We start from the raw sequence: 15796 nt of genomic DNA, 5'->3' as shown, positions 1-15796 counted from the left end.
CGCTGGCCTGCCGGCGCCGGCAGAGCCCCCAAGACGGGACAGGTTGCGCAGCACAAAACGGACAAGGCGGGTAAAATTGCGCGCTATTGTCGCCGCCCCGCATCGCCGGACGCGGCTTTTTCCGTTCTTACCCGCGTCAAACAGCCTGCTTTTGCCAGAGAGGACCGTCCTCTCCTTGCACAGCCGCTGCTCCGCCAACGCCTCACAATCTATGTCGACCAACCTGCATCCCATGCTCAACGTGGCCATCAAGGCCGCACGCGCCGCCGGCGCCATCATCAACCGCGCGGCTCTTGACGTGGAATCCGTGCGTGTCGCACAAAAGCAGGTCAACGACTTTGTGACCGAGGTGGACAAGGCGGCCGAGCAGGCCATCATCGAAACCTTGCTGGGCGCCTACCCGGGCCACGGCATCCTGGCCGAGGAATCGGGCAACGAGTTCGGCGCCAAGAACTCCGACTACGTCTGGATCATCGATCCGCTGGACGGCACCACCAACTTCATCCACGGCTTCCCCGTGTACTGCGTGAGCATCGCCCTGTCCTTCAAGGGCAAGGTGGAGCACGCCGTGGTGTACGACCCCTCGCGCAACGACCTGTTCACCGCCACGCGCGGCCGCGGCGCCTACCTGAATGACCGCCGCATCCGCGTGTCCAAGCGCATCCAGCTCAAGGACAGCCTGATCTCCACCGGCTTCCCCTTCCGCCGTGGCGACAACTTCAAGCAGTACATGAACATGCTGGGCGACGTGATGCAGGAAACCGCAGGCGTGCGCCGCCCCGGCGCCGCCGCGCTGGACCTGGCCTACGTGGCAGCCGGCTTTGCCGATGGCTTCTTCGAAAGCGGCCTGCAGATCTGGGACGTGGCCGCCGGCAGCCTGCTGGTGACCGAGGCTGGTGGCCTGGTCGGCAACTTCACGGGTGAGGCGGATTTCCTGGAGCAGAAGGAATGTCTGGCGGGCAATCCGCGCATCTATGGCGCCCTGGTCGGCATCGTTGGCAAGTACAGCAAGTTTGCTTCGGCTGGTGAGAAGGCTGGTGTGCGGCAGGCTTTGGCGGATTCTGGTGAGGCGGCTCCGGCTGCTGAGGCTGAGGCTGCTGAATCTGAGCAGCAGCCTGAGGCCTGATTTCGGCTTCTCCTGTCTCTCTTTAAAACAGCTCCTTCAAGGGGCTGTTTTTCATTGGGCCTTTGGATTTGGGACGGGGCGCTTGTTTTTGTCCCTGCCGGGGGGTTGTTTTTCGAGGCCGGGTCTCGGCCCGGCGGCCGACTGCCCTTTCTTGATTTGCCAAGAAAGGTCAGATCAAAGAAGGCGACCCGAATGTCCACGTCCCTTCGCTTCGCTGCGGGCAACCTGCGCCGGGCCGCCTGCGGGGTTCGCCGTGAAACTCACTTCGCGCTGCGCGCTACGTTCAGACAATCACGGCGAGTCAGATGACGAGGCAGTCCTGTCCTTCGGCAGGACTGCAACCCCGCAGGCGGCCCGACGCAGGCGTGGACATACGGGAGGGGTGAGAGCGGGCCACGGTCAGGGGCAGCATGCTGCCCACTGCACGTTTGCCGCCTCTTTTACCTCGCGCGTGCGTTGATCACGGCCTCGGCCACGTTGCGCGGTGCTTCGGCGTAGTGCTTGAACTCCATGGAGTAGGTGGCACGGCCTTGCGTTTGCGAGCGCAGGGAGGTGGCGTAGCCGAACATTTCGGACAGGGGCACTTCGGCCTTGATGGACTTGCCGCCGCCGGCCATGTCGTCCATGCCCTGCACCATGCCGCGCCGCGAGGACAGGTCGCCCATGACGGTGCCGGCGTAGTCCTCAGGCGTCTCGACTTCCACGGCCATCATGGGTTCGAGGATGACGGGGCTGGCCTTTCTCGCCGCTTCCTTGAAGCCGAAGATGGCCGCCATCTTGAACGCCATTTCGTTGGAGTCCACGTCGTGGTACGAACCGAAGGTCAGCGTGACCTTGACGTCCACCACGGGGTAGCCGGCCAGCACGCCGCTGGTCAGGGCCTCTACCACGCCCTTTTCCACCGCAGGGATGTACTCGCGCGGCACCACGCCGCCCTTGATGGCGTCTACGAACTCGAAGCCCTTGCCGGGTTCTTGCGGCTCCACCGTGAAGACCACATGGCCGTACTGGCCCTTGCCGCCGGACTGGCGCACGAACTTGCCATCCACATCGGTGACTTTCTTGCGGATGGTCTCGCGGTAGGCCACCTGGGGCTTGCCCACGTTGGCTTCCACGTTGAACTCGCGCTTCATGCGGTCCACGATGATTTCAAGGTGCAGCTCGCCCATGCCGGCAATGATGGTCTGGCCCGATTCCTCATCGGTACGCACGCGAAACGACGGGTCTTCGGCGGCCAGGCGCGACAGGGCGATGCCCATCTTTTCCTGGTCGGCCTTGGACTTGGGCTCCACCGCCTGGGCGATCACGGGCTCGGGGAAGACCATCTTCTCCAGCACGATGGGCGCGGACGGGTCGCACAGGGTCTCGCCCGTGGTCACGTCCTTCAGGCCCACGCAGGCGGCAATGTCGCCGGCGTGGATTTCATCGACCTCCAGGCGTTCGTTGGCATGCATCTGCACGATGCGGCCAATGCGCTCCTTCTTGTCCTTGACGGAGTTGAGCACGCTGTCGCCCTTGTTGAGCACGCCCGAGTACACGCGCACAAAGGTGAGCTGGCCCACGAAGGGGTCGGTCATCAGCTTGAAGGCCAGGGCAGAGAATTTCTCGCTGTCATCGGCATGGCGCACGATGATGGAGCCGTCTTCGGCATGGCCTTCCACGGGCGGCACTTCCAGCGGGGAAGGCATGAGCTCGACCACGGCGTCCAGCAGGCGCTGCACACCCTTGTTCTTGAAGGCCGAGCCGCACAGCATGGGCTGGATCTCGCCCGCAATGGTGCGCAGGCGCAGGCCGCGCAGGATGTCGGACTCGGGCAGGTCGCCCTCTTCCAGGTAGCGGTTCATCAGGTCTTCACTGGCCTCGGCAGCCGCCTCCACCATGGACTCGCGCCACTTTTTGGCGTCTGCCACCATGGCTGCGGGAATGTCCTGGTACTCGAACTTCATGCCCTGCGTGGCCTCGTCCCAGATGATGGCCTTCATCTTGAGCAGGTCCACCACGCCGGTGAACTGCTGCTCCGCGCCAATGGGCAGCACGATGGGCACGGGGTTGGCTTTGAGGCGGTCGATCATCATCTGCCGCACGCGCAGAAAATCCGCGCCCGTGCGGTCCATCTTGTTGACGAAGGCCAGGCGCGGCACCTTGTACTTGTTGGCCTGGCGCCAGACCGTCTCGGACTGCGGCTGCACGCCGCCCACGGCGTCATAGACCATCACGGCGCCGTCGAGCACACGCATGGAACGCTCCACCTCGATGGTGAAATCCACGTGGCCCGGGGTGTCGATGATGTTGATGCGGTGCTGGTCAAAGCGGCCGTCCATGCCCTTCCAGAAGCAGGTCGTGGCCGCCGAGGTGATGGTGATGCCGCGCTCCTGCTCCTGCTCCATCCAGTCCATGATGGCGGCGCCTTCGTGCACCTCGCCCAGCTTGTGGCTCACCCCGGTGTAGAACAGGATGCGCTCGGTCGTGGTGGTCTTGCCGGCATCGATGTGCGCGGAGATACCAATGTTGCGATAGCGTTCTATGGGGGTATGGCGGGCCATGAAAGGACTCCTGGGTGCTACGAAAGCGTAAGTGCGTGATCTGCCGGTTCGAAGGGTCGGATTCTCGCGGGGGTTGAATGAGGGTTGATGACAATTGGAATGTACGAAGACAATCGTACTATCTTCCGCAACTTCTTGCAGAACGATTCATGTTTTCACCACGCAAGGGGCGTGTCTGCCAGATAACTGCCCGCGCCACGCCGCATCAGCGACGTGCGGCTTTGCTTCCATGGCACAGTGGCGCCCCATCGAGAGGATTACGACTTGCGCAAGAAGGAACGCAACCAGCGTTTTGCCACAGGGCGCAGCGCGTTGCTGCAACCTGTTTGCACAAGTCCTGAGGACGATTCATGCTTGCCAACCACCCCGACCGCGAACAGATACGCCTGGAAAACCTGCTCAATGCCCTGGGCAACCCCCTGCGCCTGGCCGTGGTGCGCGCGCTGGCCGCAGGCCATGAGCGCGCTTGCGGCTCGCTCTTGCAGGGACAGTCCAAATCCACCATGACCCACCACTGGCGCGTGCTGCGCGACAGCGGCGTGATCTGGCAGCGCCCCGATGGCCGCGAAAACCTGCTCTCCCTGCGCCGCGAAGACCTGGATGCGCGCTTTCCCGGCCTGCTGGACGCGCTGCTGCAGGCCCTGGCCAAAGACCCGCTCACCGAGCAGGCCACGGCCGTACACCTCAAACCCTGCCCTTGACGCCCGGCCCCTGCAACGCAGGCGGCAGCCCTGCGCCCTACCCCTTCACGGCAAGCGCCACAGCAACGCCCTCATCCGCAAACCGCTTGGCCGCCTTGAGCAGATAGCTCACGGCATAGAGGATGGGGTCGTCGGCCTCATCGCCATTCAGATGGTCCACCACCTCGATGGCATAGCCCAGGTCCACCGCCGTGTCGTGCAGCAGGCCCAGCAGTTCCTTGTCCTGCGGCTCCAGCGACTGCGTTTGGTCGGCCTTGGCGTAGTAGATGCGCAGCAGGTCGCGGCACACGCAGTTGATGGCCGTGACCTTGTGGCGAGCGTGCAGCTCCAGCACTTCGAGGGCAGTGCCCAGGTGCAGGACGGCGTCGATGGCCAGGTCGTCGAGGTTGGGTTGAGAAACGGTGCGGATGTCTTGATCCATCGAAGCCTCCTCTGATGATTGAAGCCTGCGTCTCGGCCTCGTACCGAGCTGTGCCGGATGCAAGGCAGCAGCAGCCCAAGATCAACAAAAGAGTTAAATATAACGTGGTTTAAATTGCAGCCAAAACTGACGCTCTTGCCCATGCAAAAGCGTCCTGTCAAACGCGGCCGTCCAGTCGGCGCAACTTCGTTCGATGCAGACATTGCCCGGGCTTTCGGCGCGGCGGTACGCGCCCTTCGCACCGAACGCGACATCTCCCAGGAATCACTGGCCAACCTCGCCGATATCGAGCGCTCTCACATGGGCAAGGTGGAGCGTGGGGAGCACATGCCCACCCTGGCTATCGTGTTCAAGATTGCGCGGGGGCTGGGGTGTGGTGCGGCTGAGGTGATGGGGAGGGCTGAGGAAGAGTTGCTGCGTGGGACTGCGGACTAGCAGCCGAGACTCGCTGAGCTTCGAGACTTCCAAAAAAACGGCCGAGACCGGAGGTTGGGCATGGATGACATCAGTGCGCTCATGAAAGCCATCGACGATGGGCAAATCACCGAAGTGAGACGGCTGCTTGAGGCTGGCGTCGATGCCAACGCAATGGATGAGGAAGGCCAGTCACCTCTGATGGCAGCGGCTTGTGCAAACGACTTGAAGGCCCTGGACTTGCTGCTGCAGTACGGGGCGGATGTGAGGCGGGCCTATGCGGACGGTTGGACTGCGCTTCACATGGCCGTCGATTTTTCAATCGACTCGACTATTCAGCGCGGAGGGGCTCCTGGGGATGAGCCGCTTGATGCCATCCGCTGGCTGCTCGCGCATGGGGCCGACGTATCCGCGAAGACTGACAGGGGTGAAACGGCGGTTGACTTTGCTCGGGCATATCGATCGGGTTGGGTTGAAAGAGTGCTCTTGGGTAAGCAGCCTTGAAAGTGTCGAATTTTCGCCAACGCCCTGCCATGCGCTCAAAGTCGACAGTTGCCGGAAGCCGCCAGTTGCAACACCCGCTGGGCTGGCTACTCTAGGCTAGTTGCGGTCGTCCTACTCGATGCGGCGAACGGCCAACGCTGGCATTCAGCGTTCGCAGTCACTGCGTCTATAGTAGTCCGTCGTTACTTTAGCGATGGAGCTTAGACAGATCCGGGTCGCGGTAGATATGGATGCCTTGCCACAAAGCGGGTCCAAGCTGCACGTGCTTCGGCACTCATGGCCAGTTCTCGCCCAAGTAACTGCTGCTGTTCCCATAACTCGGCCAGTTCATTACGCAGAATCACTTCTCCCACAACGTCCCCATGCATAGCCTTGTACAGCTTAAAAAATCGGTTTTGATTCTGTATGAAGGTACGAATCTTCGGGTTCTTGCCTATTGCGTGGCGCACGTTATCAACACGAGACCCATTGAACTTTCGAGACGGATCCGGCACGAAAAGGACCGTTTCTTCTCCTTCACCCTTTAGACTTATGTCTAAAAGCTCACCGTTTGGTGATCGCCATATACCATGAAACTCGGCCTCGACCATTATTCCAGGCCATTCCCATAACTGCCAGCCGTGGACAGCATCTCCTCCGAACTCTGCAATCTGACGATTCACATCGTTAAAGCAGTCTCCGAGAATGGAGTCTTTGCGGGTGTGGACTGGAAGAAACATGGGTTCTGAGGTTGCACCGATGCGGGTGCAGAGTTCCCGTATATACTTCGTCACTTCCTTGGGTGTTGTAGTGGCCGCCATCTCTTATCGAACTTGCTGATGTGAATTTAATTAGCTAGTGCAGCTCTTCGCGCAGACTGGTTGACCATTATTTTGAAATTAGGAAAATCGGCAACGAAGATTTCCAAACTTGCGTTAGACATGTTAGTTGAGCGAGCCCCTATATCGCGTGGCAGCTTTGCAGCATGCAGCGGCATGGCTACTCAGCGACCGCAAGCGAAGGCGGCTGGCCACTAGATTCGATCAATTATATTTCATTAGCACCTCTGATTTAAAAAATCAGCAATAGATACATAGCTACTCGTACGAAGAGGAAGACTTTTTTCTCAGCCTTTTAACGGAGCCCTGCCGTATGCTGCCTGGCAATTTTTATCGGATTGAACAGCTTCTTGCCGCATGCAAGTGTTTTTGAGCAAATTGCTTATGACGCATCGGCGCTTCATCTTATTCGGTCTATGATTTAATGTCCAAAGCAGTCTGATAGACATGAAAACGCTTGTGAATATTCTGATGGCCCACGTAGCAATCGTGCAATTGACCGTTTTTTGCTGCGGGCGAGCGATAGTGAATGCCACGCTCGCCCCACATGAGCCACACAAGCGTCTTGCCAGACTGGGTCAGGTAGTTGTCGAGAAGGTCACGACGCAAGTAGCTGAACCAGCCATTGATCTGTGAGTCATCCTCGCCAACCTCGCGATACAGAGACGCCACGCCTGAAGCATCATGCAAGTCCCATTTGTTCGCGCAGTACCGGAGATTCAGCGCTTCACAGATCTGCTTCGAGGGCAGGACAGCACCACTGTTTTGGTTCTCCATGCTGTGGTAGCTCTCCCAGCTGTACTTCTGCACAGGGATATCGACTGGGACGCCGCCATCTGACCTACGATCGGTAGACACCTTCTTCACGTAGCCGCCATCCTCTTGTTCCCCAACGACAGGGAGACCGGGCACGAAGGAGAGAGGCATTTCACCTGCGTAGGTGTAGTACTCCTCTGGCGAGTCAGGGATGAAGTCATTACCCGGGTACTCTAGGTCGGAGAACAGCATGCGCAGGAGATCAACTTCTCCGCTCTCAACAAGCAAACCTCGGAGAAAAGTAAAGACTTGGCGGCCATCAACCGCTACCTGTTCGAGAAATCCATCAAGTACAATCCACGGCCCGCTCAAGCCATCAACCTCAGCAATCGCGAGGATGTCCCGGTAGTCTGGCTGAGGCCCTTCCACGATCCAGTCACCAATCTCTGTAGGCTGACCGCTGAACAAGTCAGGAAGAGCCAGCTCAACTGCTGAGGCCTGGAGTGGAAACGTCGGGTCAATGTCTGCATCTGAGGGTCGTGCGCCGCGCCACTCGTCAAGTAGGCCGCGCGCGTGCCGGACGCCCCACATTTCGAAGTAGGCGATCCAGCCATACTTCTTACCGTAGCGATCCACTTTGTGCTTATCACCGCCCATGCGAGGGCCAGAGTCCATCTGCCGGTCCACGGCTTCGAACTGTTGGGAGTCATAGCCAAGCACCAGCATTCGCGAAACGATTGCCGGCAGCACGTGTTGATACTCCATGTTGCTGTCGTCGTAGTTCGATCGACCGGGGATCAACCTTCCTATCGTGTAGTTTCCGAAGTCCATTCGAATCGCCCCGTGCCTCGTCCGTTCGATCGTATCCGTGCCGAAATTAGGCATGTTCGAAAACGGGTCGGGAACATGACTGAATGGAGGGAGGAGATAGGCCGCCTCGTCCCCTGACAAGCATCTAGGATCAATCATCTGCGCAATGGCAATGGTCCCTAAACAGTACTGTCGATACAGAGCGTGCCAAGTGGGATGGGGTGCGCCAGGTGCGAACATCGCTTCATAGATGTCACGCGCAACTCTAAGCAGGGCCTCGCGCATCTCCACGGCATTGACATCGGACCAGGTCGTCAGCGCCGCTCCATAGACCGTAGCAAACATCCGCTCGGGTACATAGGGGTCTGAAATGGCGACTGCATCGATTGCCAGGTCGAAAAATTCTGCAGGTCTCTTGACGGCGAAGTCGTACAAGGTCTTCGTGGCCAAGTCACGTAGGCTTCTAGAGGTGGACGTGAGCATCCACATGACCCAGCGAGCCCTCTGAATCTCCCGCTCGTCTAATGCTCCGGATGTCCATCTGGCCGACAGGAACTTGAAATCGTCTTCTGCCTTTTCTGAGTTCTCGCGAATCCACTCTGTCCAGAACAGGTCGCGTTGCGTGTTAGACATCGCCAGTAGCACGCCGTGAAGGAAATCCATATCAAACGGATGCGCTCGCGCGGCCCTCGTGCTCCGAAGTTTCTTGAACGCGCGCTGTGCGAACCACTGCGAATTCTGCATTGCGCACGCAAACCTCTCCACAGTTTCACGGCCGATCTGCCCTGGATCGGATTGCACCGTCAATAGAAGGGCATTCAGGACAAGGAACTCGTCTGACAGATCTTGCCAGAGCTGGCGCTTGCCCGTGCGATGTGGATACAGATCTACCAAAGCCTGGAACACGTCATAAGCAAAGGTGTGCGATCCAGCTTGACTGAATCTGAGCTGAGCACTTCCCTCATCGCCTTGTAGCCATTGCGCCAATGACGGTCGTGAGAGAAGGTGGCGCGCCATCATGTGACCGGCCATCAAGTCGTAGGCGAATGCGATACCTTGGCGTCCTTCTCCAAAAGTCGTCCGAACTAGGACGCCTTCGGACTCCAGCGCACGCACAACGCTGGCATACCAGTTGCCCACATCTCCAATAGCGGTACGCACAGCTCGAAACTCCACGCTTCTCGCATTGCCCTCCCAGAGCAGACGCGCGATCGTCAGCAGCGCCTCTTGCACTTCCTGCTGATATAAGCGATGCACCGTCGGAGACAGTTCGGCAATTCGCGCGGCAACTTTCTTGAAGTGCTCTTCGAACAGGCTTGCCAGCGAGGTAGGCAGTGCCTCTACTCCAACAATATGGCGGCGACTAGCGTTCGCCACCTCGCAAAAGATCCTCAACGTCAAGGGATGCTGTAGGAGCTCGACGGGCAGGTCCGCGTCGGTGGCGTCGATCTTGTAGTAGTGGAAGTATTTGTCGATGGCCGCTTGCAAATCTTCCTGGAATCCATTGTGCTCAATCCTCGGAAAATCCTCGGGGAGGCATATAGGCGCGAACTCATTGCGCAGTGTCACAATCAGCAAGATATAGGGAAAATCCTTCAGCAGCTCATCCGCCCGAGCCAGCTCATCTGCCCAGTTTCTCGGGTCTTCCGACTCATTCAGGCCGTCAATGACGATGGGGATGCGCTTGCCTGCTCGCTGGCCCGCAGCATCGACGGCTTCAACCAGCCGGTCGAAGCTCTCCGCAGGCCTGCCGGCGATCTTGAAGGTAGACACGAGATCGTCAAGCGTCTGCCCTGCATGAAGATTCTTCCCCAGCAGTAAGACACCACCGGGGAAGTCTCCATCAGCCTGCGTCACCTTTACGGCCAGCTCGGACTTTCCTTCGCCGGCAGCCGCAAGCACGGCGACGGCCCGCACGCTGGTCGACCTCTCCAGTCCGAGCAACGTGTAGGAAACTGTATGGAGGTCGGCGACCAGATTCGCCGCCAACGGAGCCCCCTCGGAACGCGCTCCACGCAGCTTAGAGAGCAGCCTGTTATAGCGAACAGGCTGCGGCGGATTTAAAGCCAGCGACTGCGCTACGGCGTCGAAGTCCCCCTTTTCCAGCGCCGCATGTAAGCCATCGAGTAAGTCCGCCAATCCGGTGGCCTTCGCCAAGAGCGCTTCGACTTCGACCTTAATCTCTATTTTGACGTGCTCAGTCAGCGACGAAATTTCCTTGCAAGTTTTCCTGACGGCACCTGAGAGCTTCTTCAGTGATTCCCACGCGCTGAGGCGGCCCAGATGCTCAAACACCCTCGTCTCGGCACCAACGGGAACATGGACGTCTGGCTGGTATCGACGCTTGAACGGAGCCGCAGCGAGCTTGTACTGTTCAGCGAATTGCTCAGGCGTCAGAACAAGCTCGCCGAAGTACGTTTCCCGAAGTAGCGCTGCCGGACCAACCAGAAGATCCTCGATGTCGGCTGCGGTCAGCAGGTCCAACTTGAATTCGGGGAAGTAGTCCTGTTCCAGAGCGAAGAACCACCGTTGGTCGTCCGCCGTCAACGTGTGGCGTGTCCAGAGCTTCCAGTCGGTCACACCTTTGACATGTTTTTGCGTTTTTTCTATACCTTCGATGATCGTTTTGCGACGCGCGGCTCCCAGGCCTTCTCCGTTTTCCACGTCGTACCACTTGCATTGCCAACCAACCCAGCGTGGCGGCGCACCAAGATCGCAACACTCGGTCAGTTCGAGGTGGAACTCCACCCCAGGCTGGTTCGCGCGTTGTTTGAAGCGACCGAAGCGACTGTAGTGACGGCGCACCAGAGCGCGGCAGAGCTTCTCGAAGTTTTCAGTCGCAGCGCCAGGCAAACTGCGGAATACGTCCCAATTGACTTCAGGCATCGGCGTGTTCTCCGTCAGCTCGCGTTGGCGGAATCGGCGGGGTAATCGTGCGCCGAGAAGACTTCGACCTTCGCCCCAGTTTCGATGAACAGCTTTACGAACGCGGATACGTCAGCTTCGTCTGTCTTGACGATGATTCGATCATCTTCACGCTCAAGTCGATAGTCAGATACCAGCTGGCCGATCTCATCGGGACCCAAGGTGTTCAGTCTCAGACCTCGCAACAACGAGAGCATGCCCTCCGAAAATCTCAGATCTTTCGGATCGGGGTCGAAGACAAAGGAATGAGTCTCATCTTTTAAAGCCTGCTCGCTTAGCTTCTCAATGTCCTTCTCAACTTTCTCTGCGTCCTGCGCCTTCTTGAACTTCCCGATGAGAACCAAGTTCATCGAGTGCTCGGACCCGTATCCGCTCCAGATCTTCATGGTTGCATCTCCCGTTTGATATCGAAGGTAGTTCTAAGTCGCTTCAGCGCCGAGATGACGCCCGCGGCTTCAATCTTCGCGCCGACTGTTGCGTAAGAACTTGTGCGCAGCAAGCCGGACGCGTCGATGTGTGCGTAGGCCTGAAGACCTCGCTCGTCGGGGAGCGGTTCACATGTCGGAAGCCCCGATGCCCCCGCTTCACTGACCGCCAAACGAACGCCGCCTCTGTATTTTGAGACCCAGTCTTGGAGAGCTAAATTGGTTGCCCCGTCCATACCTGCGACCACACTAGTTTGTTGCTGAGGTAGCAGCAGCAATTCGCTGGCCCCGACTGTCTGCGCGAGCTCGGCCACCGCATCAAGTTCTACGACCGTCTGCTCATTGACTACCACGTTGATCCCAAAGGGCGCGAGCGTCGCGATCGATTCTGTGGCTCTGAGCAGGCTCGCAAACGGCTTCCCGCGCTTCTCTTCATAGGTGCGTTCAACGCCGTCGACGCTGATACGTACGAAATGGACTGAGCCTCTGAGCCGCCCGACCATTTGCGGTGTCAGGCGATGACCATGCGTCGTGAAGGTAACTGCCAGCTGAGTCTCTTGCGCAACTCGCCTGCATATATCGACGAAGTTGGGATGCAGCGTCGGTTCGCCACCGCCGAAACCGACGCCGAGGCATCCTTCAGTGTCGAGTTCCTTCAACCAGCCGAGCACTTGCTCTGTACGTAGCGACGCCTTGTGTTTTGGTGCGTAGCAGTACACGCAATGAAGGTCGCAGACATTTGTAAGTGCGATGGATACTTGGCGTGGCGCTATTGACCAAACCGCCTCTTCCGCTAGCAATTCGTCTAACAGGACATTCAGACCTGACATTCGATCGAAGAGATGCATCCCGTTTGGTCCGACTCTGGATTTCATACATTATTTTCGCGCAACTCAGTTTATTCCTGAATTAGTCTTGTAGCACGACGCCCTTCTCTTGGCGAACTTCGACGCACTTATCTGCCAAGTGCCTAACTACAGATTTTCGTTTGAAGCCCATGTTCTGTCGACTCAAGGACACGACCCTCAATTGAGCAAAGGTCTATCGCCCACCTTCCCGCTACTTGCCGGGGCAATCGGCAGCGCCGAGCAGTACTCGGAGAAGCGCGATACCTCGATTCTGCTTTCTTTGCGCCAGCGGCCGTTGCATCGGAAACACCAAAGGACTGTTTCGCTGCAAAGCCGCTGGCCGCATGTCGCAGATCAGCAGCACCAACAGGTCGATTGCAGCCTCCTCTGCGCCCCCACACACTCCCTCCACACCCCCACCCCATAATCCCGCCCGCAACCCCCAGCCCTCCCCCGGCCCTTCTTGCAGGCACAAGACATGACTTCACTGACCGAGCTGTGGCAGGCAGCCATCACCTGGCTCGCCACCCACGCCGTAATCCCCACCGTTCACTGGCTGGACATCGCCCAGGCGGCCGGCGATCCGCGTGAGATTGCCGAGGCGGTGCTGATTGCGGCGCTGCAGCTGTTCCTGATCGCGGGGGTGATGCGGCCGCTGGAGAGTCTGTTTCCGGCCGAGCGCTGGAGCGACCGGCGGCTGACCACGGTGGACCGCAACTACACGCTGCTGATGCTGCTGGGGCTGTTTCCGCTGTTCAGTTTTCTGGTGCTGATGCCGTTTGCCAGCATGCTGGGCGGCGGGCCTGCGGCCGAGGAGGCCACGGGGCTCAAGCACTGGGTGCCGTGGTTTGCGGACCATCCGGTGGCGCTGTTCCTGGTGTATTACGTGGTCTACGACCTAGTGTATTACTGGATGCACCGCGCCCAGCACGTGATTCCCTGGTGGTGGGCCATGCACAGCATGCACCACAGCCAGCGGCAGATGAGCTGCTGGAGCAATGACCGCAGCCATTACCTGGACGGCATGCTGCAGTCCTTCATCCTGGCCACGGTGGGGCTGGCGATGGGGGTGGAGCCTTCGGAGTTTGCGCTGCTGGGGCTGCTGAGCGAGCTGGTGCAGAACTTCTCGCACGCCAATGTGCGGCTGCGCCTGGGCTGGCTGGGCCGCGTGGGTGAGCGAGTGCTGGTGGGCCCGCTGTTCCACCGCCACCACCACATGCTGCGCGACCCCGAGCGGCCCACGCGCCACAACTGCAATTTTGGGCAGGTGCTGCCCTGGTGGGACATGCTGTTTGGCACGGCGCTCTATACCAACGAGCCCGTGCGCCCCACGGGCGTGAGCGACCCCGAGGTGGATGCCGACAACGAGCGCGGGCTGGTGGCCATGCAGTGGCATACGCTCAAGCGGTTCTGGGGAGCGTTTCGCCGGCGAGAGGGCTGGCGGCTGGGCGATGTGTCCTTCGGGCCCGGCTACCGGCCCATTCATGACGACGATGGGGCCCAGACCCACCCTGCGGCCGGAGCGGCTGCGGTGACTGGGGCGGCCGGGGTTGCGCCTACGGCTCCAGGTTCGGCCGCATCAGCGCCTCGAACCACTCGATGAAAACCGCCAGCCGGCGCGAGCGCTGGCGGCGGTGCGGGTACAGCAGCGCCACGGGCATGGGCGCTGCGCGGTGGGCGGGCAGCACTTCCAACAGCTCGCCCGTGTCCAGCAGGTGCTGCACGTCATAACGCGGGATCTGGATCAGCCCCAGGCCGGCGCGGCAGCAGGCGATGTAGCTTTCTGCATTGTTGGTCACTACGCGGCTGGGCACGGCCAGGGTCTGCGGCCCGTCCACCCCATCTACCCCATCCACATCGCTCGCCCCACTCCATTCCCAGGGCAGTTCCCGCCCCGTGCGCGGCGAGGCATAGCCCACGCTCCAGTGTCCGTGCAGCAGGTCCTGCGGCTGCTCGGGCAGGCCGTGCTCGCGCAGGTAGGCGGGGCTGGCGCAGTTGATGAGGGCAATGCAGCCCTGCGGGCGCACGACCAGGCTGCTGTCATGCAGCGTGCCCACGCGCACGGCGCAGTCCACGCCTTCCTGCACCAGGTCGATGGCGCGGTCTGACGAACCCAGCACCAGTTGCAGCCCCGGGTGGCGGCGCATGAGCCCCGGCAGCGCAGGCGCCAGCAGGCGGCGCGCGATGCGGCTGGGCACGTCCACATGCAGCCGGCCCGTGGCCTGGCGGGTGCGGGCCTGGAACATCTGCTCCACATCCTCGGCCTCTGACAGCAGCGGGCGCACGCGCTCCAGCAACTGGGCGCCATCGGCCGTCAGGCTCACCTGGCGCGTGGTGCGGTGCAGGAGCCTTGCGCCCACCTGCTCCTCCAACTGCTGCACGGCGGCGGAGACCGTTGCGCGCGGCAGGTCCAGCGCATGGGCGGCCTTGATGAAGCTGCCCATCTCGGCCACCTGCATGAAGATCCGGTATCGGTCGAGTCGGTCCATGGGACGCAGCATAGTCCGTGCAGCAGTCCTTCCACTTGGCCTACTTGGTGGTGTAGCCGCCGTTGATCAGGATGGTCTGCCCGGTGATCCACCAGCCGTCGCTGACCAGGTGGCGGATGAAGGGCACCACGTCTTCGATATGCGTCAGCCCCGAAGGCGAGAACGGCGACAGCGCCGCCGCGCTCTTGTGATAGGCCACGGCGTCCGCGCCTTCCTGGCCGTAGAAGAACGGCGTGTCCATGGGCCCCGGCCCCACGGCCGTGACCGAAATGCCCCGCGCCCCGAACTCCTTGGCCGCCGCCCGCGTGAAATGCTCCACCGGCGCCTTGGTGCCCGCGTAGGAGGAATAAAACGGCGTGAACGCGCCCAGCAGCGAGGTCACCAGGGTCACGATCTTGCCGTGGTCGTTGACATGGCGCCCCGCCTCCTTGAGGAAGAAAAACGCCGACTTGCCGTTGACGGCGGCCATCTCGTCGTACTCCGCCTCGCTGATCTCCATCAGCGGCTTCTTGAGCACCTTGCCCACCGTGTTGATGGCAATGTCCGGCCGGCCCACGGCGTCCACGGCCTCTGCAAAAAGCCGCTCCACAGCGCCAGCACGCGTCAGATCGCCCTGCAGCGCCACGGCCTCTGCGCCCAGCGCACGCACTGCGGCCACCGTGGTCTGCGCCTCGGCCCGTGAAGACTCGCTGTTGTAGTGCACCACCACGGCCCGCGCGCCGTGCCCCGCCAAATCACGGGCAATCAGCCCGCCCAGATTCTTGCCGCCGCCTGCAATCAGCGCCACCTTGCCGCGAATGGAATGGTCTGCCATGGAAACGCTCCTTGTGCTTGGATGAAGCACCCAGCTTAGGCAGCCAGCCCTCCGCGATAAACCGGCGCAGCCGGGATGGATCATCCAGAAAACCAGAACAATCGCCGATAGTTCTCTCCCCGCCCCCGCTCCCCCGCCCCTTCCCGTATGCCCGCGCCTGCGTCGTGGCGCTTGCGGGGTTGCAAGCCTGCCGAAGGACAGG

Annotated in this window: 13 protein-coding genes; 5 read left to right on the top strand and 8 right to left on the bottom strand. The window is 60.5% G+C overall.

Annotated features, from left to right (window positions below; all coding sequences use genetic code 11):
* The first annotated feature begins 211 nt into the window (after nucleotides 1–211).
* On the top strand, nucleotides 212–1126 hold the full coding sequence (locus tag KDK82_RS28130; RefSeq protein WP_016453855.1) for an inositol monophosphatase family protein: 915 nt from the start codon (nucleotides 212–214) through the stop codon (nucleotides 1124–1126).
* A gap of 440 nt (nucleotides 1127–1566) precedes the next feature.
* Here the strand turns inward: KDK82_RS28130 and fusA are convergent, their stop codons facing one another.
* Entirely contained in the window at nucleotides 1567–3669 is a 2103-nt protein-coding gene (gene fusA / locus KDK82_RS28125) for an elongation factor G (protein WP_088166808.1), read from the bottom strand.
* A gap of 350 nt (nucleotides 3670–4019) precedes the next feature.
* Between fusA and KDK82_RS28120 the strand changes: the two genes are divergently transcribed.
* Complete coding sequence (locus KDK82_RS28120; protein WP_088166807.1) at nucleotides 4020–4370, top strand: helix-turn-helix transcriptional regulator; 351 nt, start codon at nucleotides 4020–4022, stop codon at nucleotides 4368–4370.
* A 37-nt stretch (nucleotides 4371–4407) separates the two neighbouring features.
* Here KDK82_RS28120 and KDK82_RS28115 read toward each other — a convergent pair whose 3' ends face one another.
* The gene (locus KDK82_RS28115; RefSeq protein ID WP_088166806.1) at nucleotides 4408–4791 is read right to left on the bottom strand and encodes a hypothetical protein; all 384 of its coding nucleotides are present in this window, start codon (nucleotides 4789–4791) and stop codon (nucleotides 4408–4410) included.
* Nucleotides 4792–4932: 141 nt separating this feature from the next.
* Here KDK82_RS28115 and KDK82_RS28110 point away from each other — a divergent pair, with 141 nt between their 5' ends.
* Together KDK82_RS28110 and KDK82_RS28105 are read left to right on the top strand one after the other, a co-directional pair.
* Entirely contained in the window at nucleotides 4933–5226 is a 294-nt protein-coding gene (locus KDK82_RS28110; protein ID WP_088166805.1) for a helix-turn-helix domain-containing protein, read from the top strand.
* Between the two features lie 60 nt (nucleotides 5227–5286).
* Complete coding sequence (locus tag KDK82_RS28105) at nucleotides 5287–5709, top strand: ankyrin repeat domain-containing protein (RefSeq protein WP_088166804.1); 423 nt, start codon at nucleotides 5287–5289, stop codon at nucleotides 5707–5709.
* 200 nt (nucleotides 5710–5909) lie between these two features.
* Here KDK82_RS28105 and KDK82_RS32315 read toward each other — a convergent pair whose 3' ends face one another.
* The 4 genes from KDK82_RS32315 to KDK82_RS28090 form a co-directional block, all read right to left on the bottom strand.
* Nucleotides 5910–6428 carry a zinc chelation protein SecC gene (locus tag KDK82_RS32315; RefSeq protein ID WP_143343525.1) on the bottom strand — a complete coding sequence of 173 codons (519 nt, stop codon included), beginning with the start codon at nucleotides 6426–6428 and terminating at the stop codon, nucleotides 5910–5912.
* Nucleotides 6429–6941: 513 nt separating this feature from the next.
* Nucleotides 6942–10979: a DUF948 domain-containing protein gene (locus KDK82_RS28100; RefSeq protein ID WP_088166803.1), complete on the bottom strand. Its 4038-nt coding sequence runs from the start codon at nucleotides 10977–10979 to the stop codon at nucleotides 6942–6944.
* 14 nt (nucleotides 10980–10993) lie between these two features.
* Nucleotides 10994–11404, bottom strand: a complete 411-nt coding sequence (locus KDK82_RS28095; protein WP_088166802.1) for a DUF6375 family protein — start codon at nucleotides 11402–11404, stop codon at nucleotides 10994–10996.
* Nucleotides 11401–12318 carry a radical SAM protein gene (locus KDK82_RS28090; RefSeq protein ID WP_088166801.1) on the bottom strand — a complete coding sequence of 306 codons (918 nt, stop codon included), beginning with the start codon at nucleotides 12316–12318 and terminating at the stop codon, nucleotides 11401–11403. The genes KDK82_RS28095 and KDK82_RS28090 overlap by 4 nt, the downstream gene beginning before the upstream one ends.
* A 451-nt stretch (nucleotides 12319–12769) precedes the next feature.
* On the opposite strand from KDK82_RS28090, the gene KDK82_RS28085 reads away from it, so the two are divergent.
* Nucleotides 12770–13894: a sterol desaturase family protein gene (locus tag KDK82_RS28085; RefSeq protein WP_088166800.1), complete on the top strand. Its 1125-nt coding sequence runs from the start codon at nucleotides 12770–12772 to the stop codon at nucleotides 13892–13894.
* Here the strand turns inward: KDK82_RS28085 and KDK82_RS28080 are convergent.
* Nucleotides 13848–14780, bottom strand: coding sequence for a LysR family transcriptional regulator (locus KDK82_RS28080; protein ID WP_088166887.1), 933 nt, complete (start codon nucleotides 14778–14780; stop codon nucleotides 13848–13850). The genes KDK82_RS28085 and KDK82_RS28080 overlap by 47 nt on opposite strands.
* A gap of 40 nt (nucleotides 14781–14820) precedes the next feature.
* A complete protein-coding gene (locus KDK82_RS28075; RefSeq protein ID WP_088166799.1) occupies nucleotides 14821–15594 on the bottom strand; it encodes an SDR family oxidoreductase in 774 nt (257 codons plus the stop codon).
* Nucleotides 15595–15796: the final 202 nt, after the last annotated feature.

The organism is Delftia sp. K82, from assembly GCF_002193035.1.
Lineage (GTDB): Bacteria > Pseudomonadota > Gammaproteobacteria > Burkholderiales > Burkholderiaceae_C > Comamonas > Comamonas acidovorans.
Note: the sequence above shows the minus strand (reverse complement) of the source record. Positions and strands in the feature narration are given on the sequence as shown.